This window comes from Ruminococcus albus AD2013 (genome assembly GCF_000526775.1).
Taxonomy (GTDB): Bacteria; Bacillota; Clostridia; order Oscillospirales; family Ruminococcaceae; genus Hominimerdicola; species Hominimerdicola alba_A.
In genome coordinates, this window is the sequence record NZ_JAGS01000001.1 from 236,158 (window position 1) to 257,612 (window position 21,455).

Below are 21,455 nucleotides of genomic sequence, written 5' to 3' on the forward strand. Positions count from 1 at the left end.
CGAGCCGACGGATTTTTTTATGTTCTGTTTGGTCGGAAGACCGTACGGCTTTTCTTGCGCTCCGATTTGCAGCTGTACATCTTTTCATCAGCTTTGGTCAGAAGTTTTTCAAGCTCAAAGCTGTTTTCTTCACCCAACTCACAGCCGATGCTGGCATCAAGTCGGTAGGGCTTGTCTTGTTCCGCGTTGATTTTTTCAAGTATATCCGCCAGACCTTTGATGCGCTTTTGCGGTTCATCGTCATTATATTTTCCAATGCCGATAATGATGAACTCATCGCCGCCTGACCTGATGCATATCTCCTTGTCGCCGCAGAGTTTCTTTATGCAGCTGCTTATCTTGATAATCGCGTCATCGCCCTCGCTGTGTCCGAAGGTGTCGTTTATGTATTTCAGACCGTCCATATCTATGGCGCATATCATCAGCCTGTCGCCGCTGCCGGCGCGTTTCACCATCTCGCTGTATTTTTCGTACATTCCGCGGCGGTTGTATAAGCCCGTCATATTATCCCTTGTTGAAAGCTGAACATATCTGTTCTTCGCCCTTGCCATTTCAAGAGAATTGTTCACAAGTCTCAGCCAGTTTCTGAACACAAGATTCAGCAGATGCCTGTCGGAAAGTTTCCTTTGCAGCACAGCATATCCCAGAGTATTGTCGCTGAAATGCACTGCCGCAAAATAGAACACACATGGTTCTTCGGTGTATTCATTCAGCTCTGGTATCATATCTTTGGTATCGATGGTGAAAGCTTCCTCCGCGTTACCGAACTTTAATCCGCCAACTGTTGAATCCGCCACCACGACCAGCATTTTTTCGGGATAGCCCTCTTTGAGATAAGTGTCGTAGCTCAGCCAGTCCTCACGCAGACAAAGCCTGAAATTCACAAAGGGAAGCAGCAGGTATACCTTGCCGAATATGTTTTCCAGACACTCCTCGGGTGTATCAGAAGCCGTCAGTGTCTCGGAGGCATAGCTTTCCATCAGCATACCTATATCGATATTATCGAAGAGGTCTTCAGCAGTAAAATTATGGTAAATGTAGTATAGCGAATCTCTGAAAGTTCGGGCAGACTTTGTGATATCGGGCTGACAGCCGCAGCTCATACCTTTGTGGCAGAGATTCTGAATATCTGGCGTATAAGGTTCGATACTGCCGTCGGGGTCGATAAATTTCCGCAGATAGTCAACGGCGTCTGCCGCCACTTTGGTATAATTGGTTTCATATGAAGTCAGTGTTATCTCCGAAAGCATACCTTCATCAGTGGCGTCAAATCCCAGAATTATGATATCCTCAGGCACCTTTATACCATGCTTTGTAAGTTCTTCAATAAGACCAAGCCCCATGTAGTCGCCCGCCGTTATCACTGCTTCGTACATTGGGCGTTTGCCATCGATTATCTCCTTAGCAACGGCTATGCCGCTGGTATACCAGAAATCTCCGTATATCTTGTGATCTTCATCAAGTGTGATACCAAGCTTTTCCAGTTCATCCACCATTACCGCCAGACGTTCTTCTGCTTCTGAATGACCTTTCGGACCCGTCAAAACGCATATATCGCGCTTACCGTGAACATTCACAACATGGCGGCACATCTCGCGGAGGATATCATCATTGTATCCGCTGATCGTATGGTGATCTTCATAAGCCATGCCAAGGCATACCACAGGTATATCACCGCATTCCTTTATCTTGCGGCTGACAGTTTTCATGACCTTGCCCTTGTTGTCTTCCGAAAGGGTCACAGTATCAATGATGACGCCGTCAAAAAGCATGAAATTCGGCAGAGAGTAGATATTGTTCTCGCCACGCGTGTGCTCTTCGATAAAAAACTGAAAGTGAGACATTGAAGCAAACACAGCCACGTTGTAGCCGTACTTATCGCACTGCCCAAAAACGCCCTTAGCCACACGCCTTACGTGCAGTCTTTCAGGCATACCAGTTATAAGGCAGATAGTTTTTCTTTTTTTCATAACAATGCCTCCTGCGATGATATCTGTGTCCGTATTTGCTATTGATTAATTATACCATAAATTAACAGATTAGTCAATAAGTTAATTGCAGAATACACAAATAAAAATGTAGCGGTTTGACCATAAAAAAACGGACAAGCGTGGTGCCTGTCCGTTTGAAGTGTTATTCTTTTGGCTTGTTATGCATTTTCAGCTTTGTCATTTTGTAGACGAAAATCTCAGTGGCTATCACAAGAACTATCACAGCTCCTGCGATAAGGGCTATGTAAAGCACCTTGTTGTCATTGCCTGATGCGGCTGACTTTTTATTGTCGCCGTCATTTTCATCATCGGCGGTGTCGTCATCATTTGACTTTCTGTCCTTGTTCTTAGCCTTGTTCTTGTCAGCTTCGTCCTTGTCATAGGTTGATTTCTCAGCAGGCTTACCATCACCGCCGTCATTCTCCTTGCCGATGTCCGTGCCGCCCTCGCCGGGTTTGATGTCGGCGTTAAGGGCAGAGAAAGCAGTCAGCCATGCAAGGGAGGCATTCCAGTTTATGGTACACTCGTTGCAGCTCCATGCTTCGATGGAGTCAACATAGCACTTCTGGGGAGCTATCTCGCCTTTCTTCCAGCCCATGCCCTTTACCCATGGGTCCTGCATACCCGAGTTTGGTCCGCCCGAGAGTACGCCGCAGGGCGCTTTCGGGAATTTGTCATCTATCTGGTTTGACCACCAGCGGTGATGTGGATTTTCCGTAGTGTGACTGCCGTAGCCCGTAACGTAGGAATAATCCATTGCGTTGCGCCCCAGCAGATAGTCAAGACCCTGCAATGCACCGTCGGTGTAGCTGTCGTTCTCGTTGAGTACAGCCGCATAAGCAAGTACGATGGCGTTATCTGCCACGAATGAGTTCGAGCCCCAGAGGTAGCCCTTGTCGCTGTCGTTGTAGCTGAGGGTGCTCTGCCCGTAGGGAAGTCCGTAGCCCTGCTTTTCCTCGATATCCATATAGAAGTCAGCCGCCTTTTTCAGCGAATTCTCGGCTTTGTCAGCATCATCGAAACTGTCTTCATTCAGCAGTGCTGTGAATGTACCCAGTGCCGCGGTATTTCCCCAGTCGAAAGTACCTACACTGTCAACGCTCTCGCCGCTGCCCATAGAAACTGGAACTGACATATAGTAATCGGATTTCTCGGCATCTTTCAGGTAATCCTTGTCGCCTGTGGTGGCGTAAAGTTCCATAGCCGCCCAGTAGAATTCATCGGTAACATCGTTGTCGCCGTAAGCACCTCCGCCCACGCTCTCATCAAGGGGAGCGTACATCTCGGGGTGCTTTTTTGCTGCAGCATAGGCTTTTTTGGCGGCTTCAAGGCAGGTATCCGCGAAATCACTGTCGAGGTCTTCCCAAAGTCTTGCAGACTGTGCCGCGCAGGCAGCCAGATTCAGTGTTGCCGCTGTCGTAGGCGGCTTGATTATCCTGTTTTTGTCATCGTCCGCAGGGGCTACACCAAGACCCGTCCATGTTTCATCGTGAGCCTTGTGGTAAGCCATGCCCTCGTATTCGCTGGAATCCAACTGCATTTTCAGCATCCATTCCATTTCCCATCTTGCTTCGTCCAGCAGGTCGGGGAAGCTGTTTCCGCTCTCGGGTATTATCATTGAACCGTCAGCGAATATTTCCTCATTTCCCGTGTACACGAAAAACTCGTAGAGGTTTTGCAGCATCCATAGTGAAAGTCCGCCGTTTACGGTGTATTTGCCGTGGTCGCCTGCATCGTACCAGCCGCCTGTCACATCAACTCTGCCGCTTGTGGCGCTGTACCCCCATGTGTGCTGTATCTCGGCATCATCAGAGGTATGTCCAGCCGCACGGGCAAGGTCTGATTTATCGCCCGAGCTGATATATTCGCTCTCTATCTCGATGCCGCTCCTGTTCTGGTAGAAATAGTTCAGCGAATCATACAGCAGTGCCGAGTAATCGCTGACTTCGTCCGCCGCGAATACCTTGAAATCACGGCTCTCAGCCCCGTTGTCGGCAACTATATGGAAAGTTCCGCTCTCATCAAGGTCTGAAAAATCGATTATATGCACTGTATCCTCGGAATCTTCATCGTAGCCGAAATATTCGCTTTTGCCTTCATAAACTGTTTTGCCCGAATCGTCAACTACCTCATAGCTGACAGAACCTTTATCGGTGCAGAGCAGAGTCGCTTTCTTTTCGCGGTCAGCAAAATAACCGACCTGATTTGTGAGGATATCCGCACGGACCCATTCCTCGGGGAACTGATAATCGTTCTCGTCACTGGTAAGGTCGATAAGCGACATATTATCAAAGGTTATCTCAGTGCCCGCAGGGAAGCACCCGCCCTGAGTGTACTGGCCGTCACCGCCCAGATGGAAAGCCCATTCAGCAACATCAAGGGACTGGCTTGCGGTAAAGGTGAGTTCCACCTTTTTGGTCTCCTTTGCGCTTACGGGTATCGGGTCCCATGTTCCGTCAAGGTCATAGCCGTTGGACATATTGTGCCACACCTCAACATCGCCGTCGAGATTGCCTATCTTGGTGTAGTATTTTCCGCTCTTTGAGGGTGTTATCTCGTAGGAGACCTTGTACTGATGTCCTGATACGATCTTCAGTCCTCTGTGGCGAAACTGGCAGTCCCATCTGTCCTCGCCGCCGTTTGAAGCACCGCCCGGATTTACAATGGTTATTTTGTATTTTCCGCCCGAGATATCGAAATCCATCTCAGCAGTCCTCGATTCGCATATATGCCACGGCAGACCAACGCCGTCATCGAAATCCGTCTGCCCGAGCTGCTGACCCGCCATTACCCCAAGGGGTGCAGCAATGTTCAATAACCAGACAACTGCTGCCGCGGCAGATGCTGTCCGCTTCACTGATCGTGTAAACATTTTAATATACCTCCATATCCTTATATCGCAGAATATCTGCGAATTCACAAAAAACATTATAACATATTATCCTCGAAAAGTAAAGTCCTGATGTGGGTGTGCGGTACCCTTAACCGATAGATCGTGATAAAGATGACGTATGCCAATTTCTATGCCTGATATATTATCTAAATAGAGATCAATATAACTTTGTGCAAATCAAACATAGACTGCTCTGCATATTTGTGAAAAATCACACCAAAAAAACTCTTCTGACGAAACGTATATATGATGTAAGCGGCAGAGAGCCGCAGAACAGATGAAAAATAATAACGGAGGGAACAACTATGAAAAAGATGGATATAAGAAAAATAACAGCAATGACAGCGGCTCTGGTGATGACCATATCAATGGCATCCTGCGGACGGACAAATACTTCGTCTACCAAAGGTGCCAAGGGCGGCAGAGCCACAGGAACATCGAAGAGTACCACAAGTGATGAGACTGCCGAGACAACGACCGCTCCTGCGGCTGCAAGAGGAGAAACATCTGACGAAGCGGTGTATGAATCCGAGATGAAAGCTGAAGCCAAAGATGCGGGAGCTGACTTTGGTTTGACCGACATGGCGACCGAAGCAGAGGGTATTGCGGACGATGTGGCTTCACCCACAGCAGACAAAGATACTGATACCGCACCCGAAGATAGAGAGCCTGTAAACAGCGGCAAAGCATTCGTGCTTACAGCAGGGGAGTGGAACGATAACAACAACTGGGGCTTCTTTACAAATCTTGTCAAGAACGAAACTATCAGCTTCCCTGTGTTCGGTTTTGATCCCACCCACAGGATAGCGGTAACAGTCACCAAGGATGGCGAGCCCGCTCGTGAACAGCCCGTTGAACTTCTCGATGCTGACGGCAATGTTATCTGGACAGCACGTACTGATAAGAACGGTATGGCTTATGTGTTCTATAAGAAGGGTATGGATCCTGCCAAGGTGAAGAGCGGCGAAGCTGAACAGGAAGTTGTCGGCGCAAGCAGTGACGGTCAGGGCAATGCAGGCACTACCGAAACTACCCTTGAAGTCAGGGACAGCAAGAAGCTTGATGATACTCAGGTAATGTTCATACTTGATACCACAGGTTCCATGGGTGATGAGATAAGCTATCTCCAGATGGATTTTGCTTCCATAGCGGAAGATGTAGATGACGGACATACTACTTTCTCGGTCAACTTCTACCGCGATGAGGGCGACACCTATGTGACCAAGTGCAATGATTTCACTAATGATATCAAGACTATCCAGTCTGACCTCAATGGCGAGAGCGCAGACGGCGGCGGAGATTTCCCCGAGGCTGTTGCAGAGATACTCGAAGAGACCATAACCAACAACGATAACTGGAGCGAGAGCGCAAACAAGATAGCTTTCCTGATATTCGATGCACCTCCCCACGATGGCAAAGAGGATAAGCTTGAAGCAGCTGTAAAGACCGCAGCCGCTAAGGGCATACACCTTGTACCCGTAGTATCTTCCGGTGCAGACCGCGATACCGAACTTTTCGGCAGAGCGATAGCCGCCGAGACAAACAGCAACTATATCTTCCTGACCGATGATTCGGGCGTGGGCGGTTCTCACCTTGAACCCATTGTAGGCGACTACGAAGTCGAACTCCTGCACGACATCATCGTAAGGAATATCACAGGTCTGAGAAACTGATAATTGTGAATAAGTTTTCTGCATAAATAGACCCCTGACCGCCGATGTGTCATTGTATACCTCGGCGGTCTATTTTTTACCTGATGATTAATTGAAAAAAGCGACAGATGAAATACATAATTAATCATATTTATATATTGGAATAGTACATTTCTTAAAGAAAACGTCTTTTTTATTTGACATTTTTTTCGCAATGATGTATAATGAATATGTCAAATATTTTGCATACGTGACATATATAATAAGAATCCATGACTGAAACGTTTTCGGTAATTATTGGATATAATTGTAAGTTTTTGTAAAGTCAAAGCCATAGTTTTTCGTTATGCCTTGTGGAATGTTGGTCAGCTGTCACGGTACAGCTTTGTTCTGAATGGGTATTATGAGATATTATGAAGGGTCCCCGAAATATATATATAAAAGTCTGTTGCTGACTGAAAATCGGGGAGCAGGTATAGAGTACAGGGGGTTAAAATGGTCAAGCGTGAGAAGAAAAGCAATAGCATACCCGATACGCTTGCACGGATAATGGGTAAAAGGACAGCATCAAAAGGTCTGTTTTTTGTATTGCTGGTAATGTATCTGGGGGCTACGGCTATAGTTGGCATTTCAGCAGGCTCGAAGAAAGTTCTCAGCATAGCGGGCAGTGAGTTGGGTGTGTACGCATTTGCAGGGGTGTTTTCAGCGATATCGAATATTGCGATTGTGTTAATGACGGTGTATTTTGGCAAAAAAGGCTTTCTTACATCGTTGTTTTTCCTGATCCTGCAGTTTCCGATGATGATAAACGGGATAATCAATCACCATAATCTGCAGAGTCTGCCGGGAGCATTTACGGATCTGCTGACGATCATTGCAGTTATTGTGATATATGTAAATAATGAAAAGATCAACAAATTCCAGCAGAATATCCGCGAACAGGCGGTGACTGATATTATGACGGGTCTGCCGAACAGGTTTGCAAGTCACGAGCTTGTTGAAACATTGCTGAATGACGGTGAGAAATTCGCTGTGGTGTCTATAGACCTTGACAACTTCAAGAGCATAAACGATACCATGGGCCGTGATGTTGGCAGCGAGCTGATAATCAGGATCGCCGAAAAATGGAAGAATTCCGCTAACAACGGTGAAACAGGAACTGTGGATTTTATCACCAGACAGTGCGGTGATGAATTTATGCTTATTATACGCGGGTATAACAATGATGAGGATATACTGGCGACAATAAAGCATTATCAGGCTCTTCTGGAAGAAAAGGTAACGATAGACGACTGTGATCTGTATGTAAGGGGAAGCTTCGGATATGCGCTTTATCCCGATGATGCAGATATCCGCGATCAACTTTTTACTTATGCTGACGCTGCTATGTATGAAGTTAAAAGAATGAGCAGCAGTGAGAAAGTAATGAGATTTTCCAAAGAGCTGATGAAGATCGAGCGCACACTGGAGATAGAGCGCAAGGTCAGAAAAGCTCTTGAAGATGATACGATATACTTTGAACTCCAGCCTCAGTTCGATATGGCACACAGGCTGCGGGGCTTTGAGAGCCTTGCTCGTATCGACGACGGCAGCGGCAATATCCTTACACCTACGGAGTTCATACCCGTAGCTGAAAAAGTCGGGCTGGTCGATAAAGTCGATCTCAAAGTGTTCAGAAGGTCTGCGGAATTTTTTGGCGAGCTTATCAGAACGACGGGGGCAAGGATAACCCTCAGCGTAAATGTATCGGTAAGGCATCTGATGAAAAATGATTTTCTTGAAGAAGTCAGATCAATATTAAGATCAAGCGGGCTTCCTCCCGAACAGCTTGAGATAGAGATAACCGAATCGGTGCTGATAGATTCTGCCGAAAAGGCACTTCAGTGCATAAACGAAATAAAGAAGATGGGCATTAAGATAGCGATAGATGATTTCGGAACAGGTTATTCTTCACTGAGTTATCTTTATAATTTCCCTGCCGATCTGCTTAAAGTTGACAAGTCTTTCATCGATAAGATGAACACAAACGAATCTTCAAAGCAGTATGTTGCCGCAATAATCTCAATAGGACACATCATGAAATTCGATGTTATATCTGAGGGCGTTGAGGACGAAGAACAGCTTGATACCCTTAGAAATATCGGGTGTGATTACATACAGGGATTCATATGGGGCAAGCCTTTATCCACGGAGGATGCTGAAAAGCTTGTTCTCAGTCATGTATATGATTGATTTGATGATACAATATTCCCCGAAGCGTTAAGATCGCGCTTCGGGGATTTTTATGTATACGGATCATATACAGCACAAATGTTCCACGTGGAACATTTGTGCTAAGCGGTTCTGTTTGCAGCTAAAAGCTGTTTCGGGAGTCCGTCTATTAGCTCGCTATATGAATGATGCAGTCAATAGCAGGAGCGAATGTTAACGGAACAATTCAGACCTCCTGAAATTCGTCGATAAAGCGCTGTGCGATATCTGCAAGTTCGCCGCTTCTTTCGGGCTGATGCGAAAGGTAAGTAACAGAAAGCTGTTTTTCGGGACTGGCTACAAAGCGCTGACCCCATTTGCCGCTGATGGCAAAGGTGGTATCCGTTGTCCAGAAGAAATAGCCGTATCCGCCTTTTTCGGTCTTTACCTGTGTACGTACTGCCTCATTCACAAGTGATGAAGGTATTATCGTACTGCCGTGCCATATACCCGACTGAACGAAAAGCTGTCCGAAATCTGCCAGCTGACTTACCGTGAGTTCCATGCCCGTTGCGCCGTAAAAATGTCCCTCGGGGGATCGCTGATATGGTATTTTGTTCCAGCCCAACGGTTCAAACAGACGGGGTGAAAGGTAGTCGATAAGTGGCATACCAACTGCATTTTCACAGGCGGCACCGACCAGATAAGCTGGGATATTTGAATAGTGAAAGCTTCTGTCAGTGTAATCAACAGGCAGGCGCAGGATATTTGAAATCCAGTCGTTTTTATCGGCTACTTCGACAAGGGATACGGCTTCCTGCGGGCGGAAAGGGTAGGGGGCGGCGGACATGGTCATAAAGTCGCGGAAAGACAGGGATTTGAAAGGCTCCGGAACGATATCTGCATATCTTTTGTCCAGATAACTGTACAGTTTATCGGTGATATACAGCTTGTCTTCGGAATGTGCTATCAGCACAGCGGCTGATGTGACTGACTTTGTGGCAGAGTAGACGGGATAGGGGATATCCGCGTCAAAACAGCGTTTGAGCACGGGTACTCCGCGGTAGGTTATCTGTGCGCCGTGAAGTTTTATCCCTGCGGCGGCGACATCTTCAAAAAATCTATCAAACATGGAAGACCTCCGTTTTTAATAACTGGAATGATTATACCGCTTTTTCTGTCGGAAGTCAAGAGCAGATATTCAACTAACATATTGTGCAAAACAGTTTTTTTAAAATAGCAGGATAGTCTATTGACTCTGCACTTTTGCGATGATATAATTATCATATCGTATTATATGGATGACAGAAACGGAGGTATTTCAATGATGATAAAAACGCCCCCTATGGGCTGGAACAGCTGGGATTGCTACGGTGCATCGGTAGATGAAGAAACAGTCCGCAGGAATGCCGAATATATGGCAAAACACCTTAAACAGTATGGCTGGGAGTACGTGGTGGTTGATATACAGTGGTATGAGCCGAAGGCTAAGAGCCACGAATACAACCATTTCACCGAGCTTTGTATGGACGAGTATTCCCGACTTATCCCCGATGAGGGAAGATTTCCGTCATCGGCGGGAGGAAATGGCTTTGCGCCCCTGGCTGATTATGTCCATTCTTTGGGACTCAAATTCGGAATACATATCATGCGCGGAATACCAAGACAGGCTGTACACAGGAACACGGCTATTCTCGGAACGGAGAGGACAGCCCGCGAGGTCGCGAAGATGAACAGCATTTGCGCGTGGAACACCGATATGTATGGCGTTGACCCCGATAAGGAGGGTGCGGAGGAATACTACAAGAGCATTTTCGCACTGTACGCCGAATGGGGCGTGGACTTCATCAAGTGCGATGATATCTGCCGCGAGCTGCCCCATGAGGAGAGTGAACTGGTACTTTTAAGCAAATGTCTGCATAACTGCGGCAGGGATATGGTGCTTAGCCTGTCACCGGGACCTGCGCTGCTTGAAAAATCCGAACTCTACAAGCAGACTGCCGATATGTGGCGTATCACCGATGATTTCTGGGATAACTGGCAGTCGCTGTACAATATGTTTGAAAGGTGCGAGAAATGGAGCATACACAGCGGCTCGGGACATTATCCCGATGCGGATATGCTGCCTGTCGGCGCGATATTGCAGGATTACAGTCCCGAAAACAGGACTAAATTTACAGAGGATGAACAGCGCACCATGATGACACTCTGGAGCATTTTCCGTTCACCGCTGATGATAGGCGGAGAGCTGACGAAGAACGACGAGTTAACCGAAGGACTGCTGACAAATGCGGCTATCATCGGCCTGAACAAGCTTTCGCGTCATGCGCATATGGTATGGCACAAGGAAATAGGCGGCAGCGAACATATCCTCTGGACGGCTGTATGCGCCGACGGCGGACAGTACGCGGCGGTATTCAATGTGGGTGAGAATAAAGGAAGCCTTAACCTTGACCTTGCCGATCTGGAGATATACGAGCCTGTCACCTGCACCGACCTCTGGAATGGTGATGCTGCCGAGAAATGCAAAAGTATCAAAACCGAACTTCCGCCACATGGAGCAGCGGCTTTTCTGCTGAAATAGTGATGAATACAACGACGAACGCCCTGCAATACTATGCAGGGCGTTCGTCGGTCTTTATTTGAGTTTAATGAGAAAACTTTTTCAGTCCGAAAAATTATTTTTCGGAGAGTTCAGAGATTATCTGTATAAACGAATCAACATCATTGAAGTCCTTATATACAGAAGCAAAACGCACATAAGCCACATTATCCAGCTTTTTCAGCCCGCTGAGCACCATATCGCCTATCTCACCTGTGGTGGTCTCGGTCTGCATCTTATTGGCATAGGTGTTCTCGATATCATCTACAAGATTAGTTACCTGTTCAACACTGACAGGACGCTTCTTTATGGCGTTCTGCAAGCCTTTTATCAGCTTCTGTCTGTCAAAGGGTTCAAATGAACCATCCTTTTTGTAGACCATCAGCAGAGGTTTTTCAACAACCTCATATGTGGTGAAGCGTCTGCCGCACTTGGGACATTCACGCCTTCTGCGCTTTTTGCCCTCGCTGGGTCTTGAATCTATTACTCTTGTATCCTCATGGCTGCAAAAGGGACATCTCATTTCAATAACTCCTATTCGGTCGATGATGTACGTTTTTTTTCTCTGTATTACATTATAACACAGAAATTTTCAAATTTCAAGTAGTTTTGCAAATTTAGTATGAATTTTTTTGGACAGCGTGAACTTCCTGCGTCAGATATGCGCGGTGTTTTCTGTCAGGATCCCTGCTCTGCCTCTTTATTCAGACGCTTGTGGATATTGTCGATATCCTCTGTTGTGCCGCCGCCTTCATCGTCCGGGGCTCGGAATTCGCCTTTTTCGACCAGCCTGAGGAATGCGTCAACGACATCCTCGGTCAGCTGAGTACCCTTGACTTCTTTCATGATGGATACTGCCTTATCGAAATTCATGCGCTTGCGGTAGGGTCTGTCGGAATACATTGCATCAAAAGTATCTGCTACGGCGATTATCTGGGCTACGCGGGGTATCTCATCGCCTTTGAGACCCTTAGGATAGCCCTTGCCGTCGGGACGTTCGTGATGTGCGCCCGCGCCTATGGCAAGTTCGGGCATTATGCTGATATTTTTCAGCGTGTTATAGCCAAGCGCTGAATGTGATTTGATTATCTTGAATTCATTGTCTGTCAGCTTTCCGGGTTTGTTGAGTACCTCCGGCGGTACACCGACTTTTCCTATATCGTGCAGCAGAGCGATATTGTAATATTTCTCTATGGTCTCTTCATCAAGTCCAAGTTCACGGGCGAGCATCATTGTATACTCTGCCACGCGGGTGGAATGGCCGTTGGTGTATTTGTCTTTCATATCGATAACTTTTGCGAAGGCTTCAACTATCTCGCGGATAAGGGTCTTCTGCTCCTTTTCCTTTTCAAGAAAACGCGAGGTTCTTCTGCCTATGTAACTCTTCACTGCAAAAATGATGATACCGATCACAAAAGCCACACAGAGAAGCATGAACCATAGTTTTTCGTATATCGCCTTTTTCTTGATCACCTTGACCACAAGTTCTTTTGTGGTGCCGTTGTGAGGGTCTTTTACCTGCATGACGAAATTGTATGTTCCGCCGTGGAGATTTGTGTAAGATACGGGTGCAAGTTCACTGCGCTTGAGTGTCACCGGGGTCTTGTCGAAGCCCTCAAGGCAATAGGTTATCTCGGGGTTTATCAGAGAGTAATTGTAGGCATAGCTGTATATCGTCAGTTTTTCCACGGTTGAGGGTATAACTATATTCCCCGAACTGTCGGGATAGATCATCTTGCCGTCAGCCTCGGCGTAGGGTACGGAAAGCTTTATGCCTTCAACGTTTTCAAATTTCTCTTCGATATTGACCTTTGCCACGCCTGTTGTACCCGAGATGTAAAGGTCGCCGTCGGCTGTGAGTTCGCTGTAGGAATTAGAAGTAGTTATGCAGGAAAGACCGTTGTCTCTGCCGTAGTATATGGGGAAGTGTTCTTTATTTGCCAGAAGTTCCTCGCATTTTTCAACATATATGCCGTTGCTGCTGAGTATCCACATCTCGCCGCGGGAATTTTCATAAAGGTCAAAATTATTTGAATAAGGGAATTTCTGTATCGTGGTGATATTGTAATCGGAGTCCATATATGCCAGAGAATTGCTGGTCACTATCCAGTAGATATCCTTTGAGATATCTTTCTTTATGCGCATGATAACATCCGAATGTAATCCGTCATCTGTGCCGCGGTGAATGGTAGAATTATTTCCTATTATGAACATACCGCCGCCGTCCGTACCGAGTATAAGGTCGCCGTCTGCACTTTCGGCAGCTGTGAGTATCTCTGTGTTGCTTATGCCGTCGCTCTCGCCGTATACTTTTACTATCTTATCGTCTTTGATGACCGCCGCACCGCCTGTGCATACTGCTACAAAAGTGCCGTCCGAACGTTCGATTACAGTTCTCACACGTTCCGAGGGCATACCGTCAGCCACGGTGAATTTTATTATATTTCCGTTGTCGTATCTCAGAAGTCCCTGTTCACCGAAGGTGGAGAACCAGACCCTGTTTTTGCTGTCGCGTATTATCGAACGGATCTTACGGCCCTGCATCAGGCTGATAAGATCTGTGTCGTCACAGACTTCACCCGAAGCTGTTTTTGATGATGTTATGTGCAGGTTTTCCAGCTTTCTGCCATTGCTGAGGACGATAAGTCCGCTGTTCTTTGTGCCTATGAACAGCTTTCCGGCCTCTGCGCAGGTGGAGTATACCACCTCGCTGTCGAGTTTGTATTTCTCAAAAATATCCGTGAATTGATTGGGAACTATTTTCATTACACCCTGCTGTGAGGATACGAACCACAGGTTTTTCTGATAATCCGTCATCATATCCTCGATGGATGTCGTGAGGGGGATATTCTCAAGAACAGTGAATTTTCCGCCGTCGATAAAGCCTATGCCGTTATCGGCGCAGATCCAAAGCATATCACCCACGGTACACATTGAGTTTACGTACCTGAGCGGCGAGATATCAGTTGGAGTTATATTTTTAAAACCTTTTGCGAGTTCGCCGTGATATATTTCATTGCTTTTGGTGCCTATATATACATACCCTTTCCTGGCAGGGTCGGGAAGAATAGAGTGGATATCTTCAATGCTGAGTTCTTCTGAACTGCTGAAACTTTTAAGTTTTTTATTCTCCAGTGTGAATATCGCACCGTCGATGGTAATACCGTATATCGTGTTATTCGAGTCATGTTTCAGCATACGGACATAGGAGTTGTTGAGTCTGGGTTCATCTATCATTGAAAGACTGCCGTTTTCATCTATCAGTGCTATGCCCTGAGTCGTGCCGAGATAGATATTGCCGTCCTTGTCCTCGGTTATGGAGCGTATCGAAAGCGATGTGAGACCGCTGTTTTTATTGTATAAGGTAAATTCACCCTTTTCCATCACAGCTGCACCGCTGTCATTCGTGCCCACCCACAGACGGTCTTTTGAATCCACAAAAAGCTTCACAACGCTGGCTATGCCCGTTGTGGAATCTATTCGCTCAAAGGTATTGCCGTCATAGCGGATAAGTCCGCTATAACTGCCTATCCATATGAATCCCTCGCTGGTCTCAACAATATCGTTGGCTTCCGAGGTGGGAAGTCCCGAGGTGTTATCGTAAAGCACGGTGGAGTAGCCCTCGCTCTTGCCTGTGGGGTCAACCGAAAGCTCTTCTTCTGTAATTATCTCATCGCCCTGTGCGCGGAACGGCATACCTATAACTGCTGATGTCAGAATTACTGCCGAAGCCGTGATGCAAAGCAGTTTTTTTGCTATCCTGTTAATAAAGCTGAATTTGATCTTCATTTTGCTCACTCTCCGTATTTATACCCACAGTCGGCAAAACGGCTGTATTTCGGTCTGTATACAAGGTCATGCAGTCGCATTATTTCATACTTTTATGTATAATCATGTAACAAAATCGTCAATCTAAGGATAATATTTATTCATAAGTATATGATAACACTTTATATGTGCATTGTCAATAGTTTTTGTGATTAAAAACAGGCATTTTAATTTGATGTTTAATATATTAACGAAAAATCACCCGCCTCTCCCTGCAATGGGAGAAACGGGTGAAAGGTTATATTAAAGGAGAAGTCAGCAGCAAATGCAAGGGGTGATGTCAGTCCTCTTTTTTATCAACAGCAACAGGGGCTGTCTCGTATATGAACTTGACTTCGCCCTCGGTGTCAGCTGCCTTGCCCGAGAAATTATCGTAAGCCTTGCTTGCTTCTTTGAGTGCGTCAAGTCTGTCAAGCAGGGGAGTGATATCATCGTTGTATGCGTTGATTATCTTGTCGATGCCCTCACGGCGGAATTTCTTCATACCGCTGTTGAGTTTCTTAGCACCGTCTTCAAGCTTCTGTGAACCGTCTTTCAGCTTTGCGGCTCCGTCATCGAGGGTAGTTATGCCCGCATAAAGTGTACCGCTGCCGTCGGAGAGCTTTTCAGCCCCCTCTAAAAGCTGAGCACTGCCTGTTGATACGGTATAGGTACCGTCTTTGAGGGTCTGTCCGCCCTGCCAGATAAGTCCCAGACCGTCATCGAGTGCATATGCGCCGTCTGAAAGCTGTGTAAGTCCGCCCTGCAATGAGCCTATGCCTGTATCCAGCTGTACAGCGCCGTTTCGTGCCGCTGCTATACCCTCTGCGAGGGAATGTGCGCCGCCGGATACTTTCTTAGCGCCGTCTGCAACGGCTGTGCTGCCGTCAGCCAGCTGTCCTGCCCCTGCAACAAGCTCGGTGACACTTGAAGCCAGTGTGCCTGTGCCTGCTTTCAGCTTTTCGCCGCCATCGTTCAGCTGACCAAGACCGTTATCGAGCTTTGATGCGCCGTCTGAAAGCTGACCAAGTCCGCTCTGAAGCTTTTCTGCGCCCGCATCAAGAGCAGCCGCACCTGTATTCGCGGAGTGCAGTCCTGCGGAAAGGGAAGAAGCTCCTGCGCTGAGTGAACCCGCACCTGTTGACAGAGCTTTTATGCCCTCGTAAAGGGAAATTGTACCTGTATCTATTGCGGCGATGCCGTTGAACAGAGTGTTTGCACCAACTCTGAGGTCGCCTGAACCTGCTGACAGCTTGCCAAGACCTTCATCAAGGGCTGCTGCGCCTGCGTTTACCTGTCCGATGCCTGCCTGCAATGCACCTGCGCCGCTGTCTACGCTCTTAGCACCTGCGGAAGCGGTAGTCAGTCCTTTGGAGAGTGAACCTGTACCTTCGGAAAGTGCATTTGCGCCTGTCAGAAGCTCACTGCTTCCTGCTTTCAGTCCTGCCGCACCGTTGGATACCTGTGCCGCACCGTTAGCCAGAGTTTTTGAACTTGTATAGAGCTTGCCCGCACCTGCTGCCAGAGCCTTGCCTCCCTCATCGAGAGTTGCCAGCCCCGTATCGAGAGTCTGTGCGCCCTGCACCAGAGAAGCCGCACCTGTTTTTAGACTTGCGATGCCGTTTGTAAGCTCGGTTGTATCAGCCGATATCTGAGAAGAACCATCAGCCAGACCTGCGGCTATCTGCTCCTGCGAAGCGATAGTCTGCTGTAAAGTGCCTATCATGGCGGATATATCATCAGAGGGGTTAGCGGCATATACCTGCTGTAATCCTGCCAGCACCTGCTTGTTGTATTCTATGGTAGAGTTAAGGCTGTCTGCGGCATTTGTCATAGAAGCCGAAACACCATTCAGCTTTTCGGGGATAGCTGCTGCACCCTCAGCGAGAGTATCGATACCGTCTGAAAGTGCCTTTGCCCCTGCAAGCACATTTGCAGAACCAGCCTTTGAGGAGGTTATGCCTGCGGAAAGAGTACCTGCGGAGGTGCTGAGTGAACCTGCGCCTGTGGAAAGCTGTGAAGAACCTGCCGCTACGTTAGCCGCGCCGTTATTGAGATTTACAGCCCCGTCAGCCAGAGCCTTAGAACCGCTTGCGACTTTCTTTGCGCCGCTGTGAACGTCTGCTGCGCCCTTATCGGCGGAGCCTATGCCCTCAGCCAGTTTTGCTGTGCCGGATTTGAGTTCGTCCGCGCCGTTTTTTAGCTGTGCAGTTCCGTCTTTCAGTTTTGCAGAACCGTCTTTGGCTGACTTAATGCCGTCTTCCAGAGTTTTAGCGCCGTCAGCCAGAGCCTTTGCGCCATCCTTTGCCGATGATGTACCGTCTTTGAGTGTCTTTGCACCTTCGGCGGCGGTGTCAGCACCGTCTTTGAGCTTTTCAGCGCCGTCTTTCAGTTTTGAAGCACCGTCATCTGCATCGACAAGACCTGCCGCCAGCTGTGCTGTACCAACTTTCAGGTTTGCCGCACCGGAATTTACCTGTATGAAGCCGTCCACCAGCTGTGTAGAACCGTTCTTTGCAGCCTTTATTCCGTCAAGCAGAGTCTTTGCGCCATCATCGAGAGTTTTTGTACCCTCAGCCAGTGCGCCCGAACCGCCTGCAACTTTCTGTATACCTTCATCGAGTTTGCTTGCTCCGTCTGCAAGAGAAGCAGCGCCCTCATCGAGAGTCTTTGCGCCTGTGTCCGCATCGCCCAGACCGTTTGCCAGCTTTGCAGAACCGTCTTTCAGCTGAGCCGCACCGTCGTTTACCTGAGCAAAACCGCCTACCAGCTTGTCGCCGCCGTCCTTTGCACTCTTGATGCCGTTTACCAGGTCACCTGCGCCGCTATCCAGCTTTTTAGTTCCGTCAGCAAGTTTGCCTGCACCGTCAGCCAGAGATACTGCACCATCGTTGAGCTGTTTGCCGCCGTCAGCCAGCTTATCTGCACCGTCTTTCAGATCTCCAACACCCTTGTTGAGTTCCTTTGTGCCGTCATAAAGCTGTTGTGAGCCGTCAGAAAGCTGATCTACTGCATCAGCAAGCTCGCCCAGTTTTTCTTCCAGTTCATCAAGCTTGTCGATTCCGTCGAAGTCTATCTCGTTGAAGAAGCTGTTAGTTCCTGCGGTGAATACGGTTTTCAGTTCAAAGTCGGTAACATCGGCAGTGAACTCAAAATACTCGGGTATGCCCAGGTCATCATCTTCATCAAGACCAAGGCTTGAAGTCAGCCCGGGAAGCGCATATCCGATAACAGCCTGTCTATCTCCGTCTGAAACGATCTTGCCGTTGGTTACTTCAATGTTCTTGAATTTAGCACCGTCCAGAAGTGCGCCTGTTGCCATCAGGAAAGGTGTGCAGATAGTCTCGTTCTTGCCGTTTATCTTTACTGTGGCAGTCGAATTGTTTATATAATCGTATCTTACAGTTACCTTGCCGCTTTTTCCTGCAAGTTCTTCCGGGGAGATCGTCTTACCGTCGAGGGTGTATGTAACTTTGATATCAACAGGCAATGCCGCATCGGTGTAGCCCTTGTAGTATACATCACCGCCCGAAGTGTTCCAATGCATTTCTTTGCCGCTGCCTGAGAATGTATCATCGTTCTTTACGTTCTCGATGTCGGTCAGTGTGGACATATCCATCAGCGAGGTAAGTCCCTGCGGGTTAACGAGATGGTCGCTGACTATTGTTTTAGTGGGATTTCCGTTTGCATCGGTGAGGACATAAACTGTCTCTTCCTTGCGGGTAGTGGTGCCGTCAGATTTCTTTGTATCTTCCGACTTTTTCTTGTCGCGCTTTTTTATTTCGGGTGACTTGTAATCATTGTCATCTTCGGAACTATCCTTGTCCGAAGTTTTTGAGGAACTGCCATTTGCGGAAGTTTCGTCCTTGTTTGCAACTGCGTAAAATCCTGTTGAACCTGCAGATATCAGAACTGCCAGGACACCTGCTAAAAATCTGCTGTATTTTTTCATAACTATATCTCCTTTGCCGTAAATTATTTGGTTAACTGTTCAGCGCAGGTTTGCTGTAAGCCCTCTCGCGTCTTGCAGTATCTTTCATGCCTATTGTGCTGTTGATTATCACCTTGTCGAACAGAAGCAGCATCGAAGGCAGAACACATATTACCGTTACCATTGATACCAGCGCACCTCTGGACATAAGTGTGCAGAGCTGTGATATCATATCAACGCTGGAGTATACGCCAACGCCGAAGGTAGAAGCGAAGAAGCCAAGTGCGCTTACCATGATTGATTTCATTGAAGTTGAAAGTGCTATCGTTACGGCTTCTGTCTTGTCCTTGCCTGATACTCGCTCTTGCTTGTATCTTGTGGTCATTAGTATCGCATAGTCAACGGTAGCGCCCAGCTGTATCGTGCCTATAACTACTGATGCTATGAAAGGTATCTTTGTATGTGTGAAGCAGGGGACTGCCATATTTACTGTTATCGCAAATTCGATGACTGCGACCAGTATCAGCGGCAGTGAAAGTGATCTCAGTGCTATCAGGATTATCACGAATATCGCCGCGATGGAAACTGTGTTTACAACGGTGAAGTCGCGCTTTGTTATGCTTATCAGGTCTTTTGTTGCGGCAGCTTCGCCTATGACCATTCCCGTATCGTCGTACTTTTTAAGAATGTCTATCAGCTTATCGACCTGAGCATTTACCTCGGGTGACGCTACCTTGTAATCGGAGCCTACCAGCATCATCTGCCATTTGCCTTCTTTCAGCAGACCGCTGACCGATTCGGGGATAGCTTCCTCGGGGATAGATGAACCTATCAGCGTATCGAAAGCCATTGTCATGCTGACTCCGTCAACCTCGTTCATCTCATCTGTCATTTTTACTACATCCTTGCGCTTCATATCCGATTTGCAGAGGATTATGTGTGTTGAGGATATACCGAATTCTTCCTGAAGCTTGGTGTTTGCGATAACGCTGTTAAGGTCGGTGGGAAGAGTATCTGTCAGGTTGTAGTAAACATCTGTGTGAGTCTGTCCGTAAACTCCGGGGATAAGCAGTGCGATGAACAGTACCACGAATGCCGTATGGTGTTTTATTATAAATGAAGCAACGTTGTCCATGCTTGGAATAATATCCTTGTGTATGGTCTTTTCCAGAAGTTTGTCAAAAACAAGTATCATCGAGGGGAGGATAGTTACACAGCATATAACGCCGATAACAACGCCCTTCGCCATAACTATGCCCATATCAAGACCCAGTGTGTAGCTCATGAAGCACAGTGCCAGGAATCCTGCAACGGTAGTTACCGAGCTTGATACAACGGAGGATATGGTCAGTGAGATAGCTTCTGCCATGGCCTCGTATTTATCGGAGAATCTCTCTTTCTGCTCCTTGTAGCTGTGCCATAGGAATATGGAGTAGTCGATAGTTACCGCCAGCTGAAGAACAGCTGTAAGCGCCTGTGTGATGAAACTTATCTGTCCGAGGAAAATGTTGGTTCCAAGGTTGTAAAGTATCGCCAGACCAACGCTAAGCATAAAGAATACGGGTATCAGCAGTGAATCCATAGTCACCGCAAGTATGATGCTTGTCAGCAGTACCGCTATTCCGACGTATGCGGTGGTCTCTTTCATCGTCAGGTCTTTGATGTCTTCAACTATGGCTGTCATACCGTTTATGAAACACTGTTCGCCTGCTATCTTTCTCATCTCGACTACCGCTTCAAGGGATTCATCTGCCGAAGTAGCTTTGTCGAAGAAAACAGCCATCATCGTTGATTTGCCGTCCTTACTGTTGAAGACTTCATAAATGTCCTCGGGAAGAACTTCTTTCGGTATGGATATATCTGCGATGCTGTCATACCACAGCACATCGCTTACCGTATCCACTTTCTCGAATTTGGCTTTCAGCGCCGCAACATCTTTGTCCTCCATGCCCTCAACGACCACCAGGGCAAATCCGCCTTTGCCGTACTCGTCAAGCATTATCTGCTGACCTTTCATCGTGTCGATATCTTCGGGAAGATATGAGAGTATGTCGTAGTTTATCCTTGTTTTCAGCATACCTATCGTCGCGGGCACCGCAAGCACCAATGCCAGTATGACGATGAATATACGCAGTCTGACAACTGCTTTACCGAAGTTTTTCATACTACCGTTCCTTTCTTTGTTGGTTTAATGACTCCCGGTCATTTCTTTATATGTAGTATAACACTAAAATGACTAATGGTCAATATCTAAAATGACTTTTGGTCATAATTTTGTAGAGATAAACAAAATGACTGTCAGTCATTTGCAATCGCTGTTGATTTTGACCTATTGACAAAAATTTCTAAATATCATATAATAAAAAAAGTACCCCATATTATTTATGAA

Annotated in this window: 10 protein-coding genes; 3 read left to right on the plus strand and 7 right to left on the minus strand. The window is 47.2% G+C overall.

Going from position 1 to position 21,455, the window contains the following annotated elements; translation table 11 throughout:
• Positions 1-17: 17 nt before the first annotated feature.
• Both N773_RS0101060 and N773_RS0101065 read right to left on the minus strand, forming a co-directional pair.
• Complete coding sequence (locus tag N773_RS0101060) at positions 18-1,970, minus strand: substrate-binding and GGDEF domain-containing protein (RefSeq protein ID WP_024856033.1); 1,953 nt, start codon at positions 1,968-1,970, stop codon at positions 18-20.
• A gap of 163 nt (positions 1,971-2,133) precedes the next feature.
• Positions 2,134-4,863, minus strand: a complete 2,730-nt coding sequence (locus N773_RS0101065) for a glycoside hydrolase family 9 protein (protein ID WP_024856034.1) — start codon at positions 4,861-4,863, stop codon at positions 2,134-2,136.
• Positions 4,864-5,189: 326 nt separating this feature from the next.
• Here N773_RS0101065 and N773_RS19490 point away from each other — a divergent pair, with 326 nt between their 5' ends.
• Both N773_RS19490 and N773_RS0101075 read left to right on the plus strand, forming a co-directional pair.
• Entirely contained in the window at positions 5,190-6,557 is a 1,368-nt protein-coding gene (locus N773_RS19490) for a VWA domain-containing protein (RefSeq protein WP_024856035.1), read from the plus strand.
• A 474-nt stretch (positions 6,558-7,031) separates the two neighbouring features.
• Positions 7,032-8,768 carry a putative bifunctional diguanylate cyclase/phosphodiesterase gene (locus N773_RS0101075; protein WP_024856036.1) on the plus strand — a complete coding sequence of 579 codons (1,737 nt, stop codon included), beginning with the start codon at positions 7,032-7,034 and terminating at the stop codon, positions 8,766-8,768.
• Positions 8,769-8,973: 205 nt separating this feature from the next.
• Here N773_RS0101075 and N773_RS0101080 read toward each other — a convergent pair whose 3' ends face one another.
• On the minus strand, positions 8,974-9,858 hold the full coding sequence (locus N773_RS0101080; protein WP_024856037.1) for a serine hydrolase domain-containing protein: 885 nt from the start codon (positions 9,856-9,858) through the stop codon (positions 8,974-8,976).
• 192 nt (positions 9,859-10,050) lie between these two features.
• Here N773_RS0101080 and N773_RS0101085 point away from each other — a divergent pair, with 192 nt between their 5' ends.
• Positions 10,051-11,310: a glycoside hydrolase family 27 protein gene (locus N773_RS0101085; RefSeq protein ID WP_043537716.1), complete on the plus strand. Its 1,260-nt coding sequence runs from the start codon at positions 10,051-10,053 to the stop codon at positions 11,308-11,310.
• 94 nt (positions 11,311-11,404) lie between these two features.
• Here the strand turns inward: N773_RS0101085 and nrdR are convergent, their stop codons facing one another.
• The 4 genes from nrdR to N773_RS0101105 all read right to left on the minus strand — a co-directional run bounded on the left by nrdR (position 11,405) and on the right by N773_RS0101105 (position 21,230).
• Positions 11,405-11,851, minus strand: coding sequence for a transcriptional regulator NrdR (nrdR, locus tag N773_RS0101090; RefSeq protein WP_024856039.1), 447 nt, complete (start codon positions 11,849-11,851; stop codon positions 11,405-11,407).
• A gap of 155 nt (positions 11,852-12,006) precedes the next feature.
• Positions 12,007-15,117, minus strand: a complete 3,111-nt coding sequence (locus N773_RS0101095) for an HD domain-containing phosphohydrolase (RefSeq protein WP_024856040.1) — start codon at positions 15,115-15,117, stop codon at positions 12,007-12,009.
• Between the two features lie 319 nt (positions 15,118-15,436).
• On the minus strand, positions 15,437-19,087 hold the full coding sequence (locus N773_RS0101100) for a hypothetical protein (protein WP_024856041.1): 3,651 nt from the start codon (positions 19,085-19,087) through the stop codon (positions 15,437-15,439).
• Positions 19,088-19,118: 31 nt separating this feature from the next.
• Positions 19,119-21,230 (minus strand): efflux RND transporter permease subunit, encoded by a 2,112-nt coding sequence (locus N773_RS0101105; protein WP_024856042.1) that lies wholly within the window; start codon positions 21,228-21,230, stop codon positions 19,119-19,121.
• Positions 21,231-21,455: the final 225 nt, after the last annotated feature.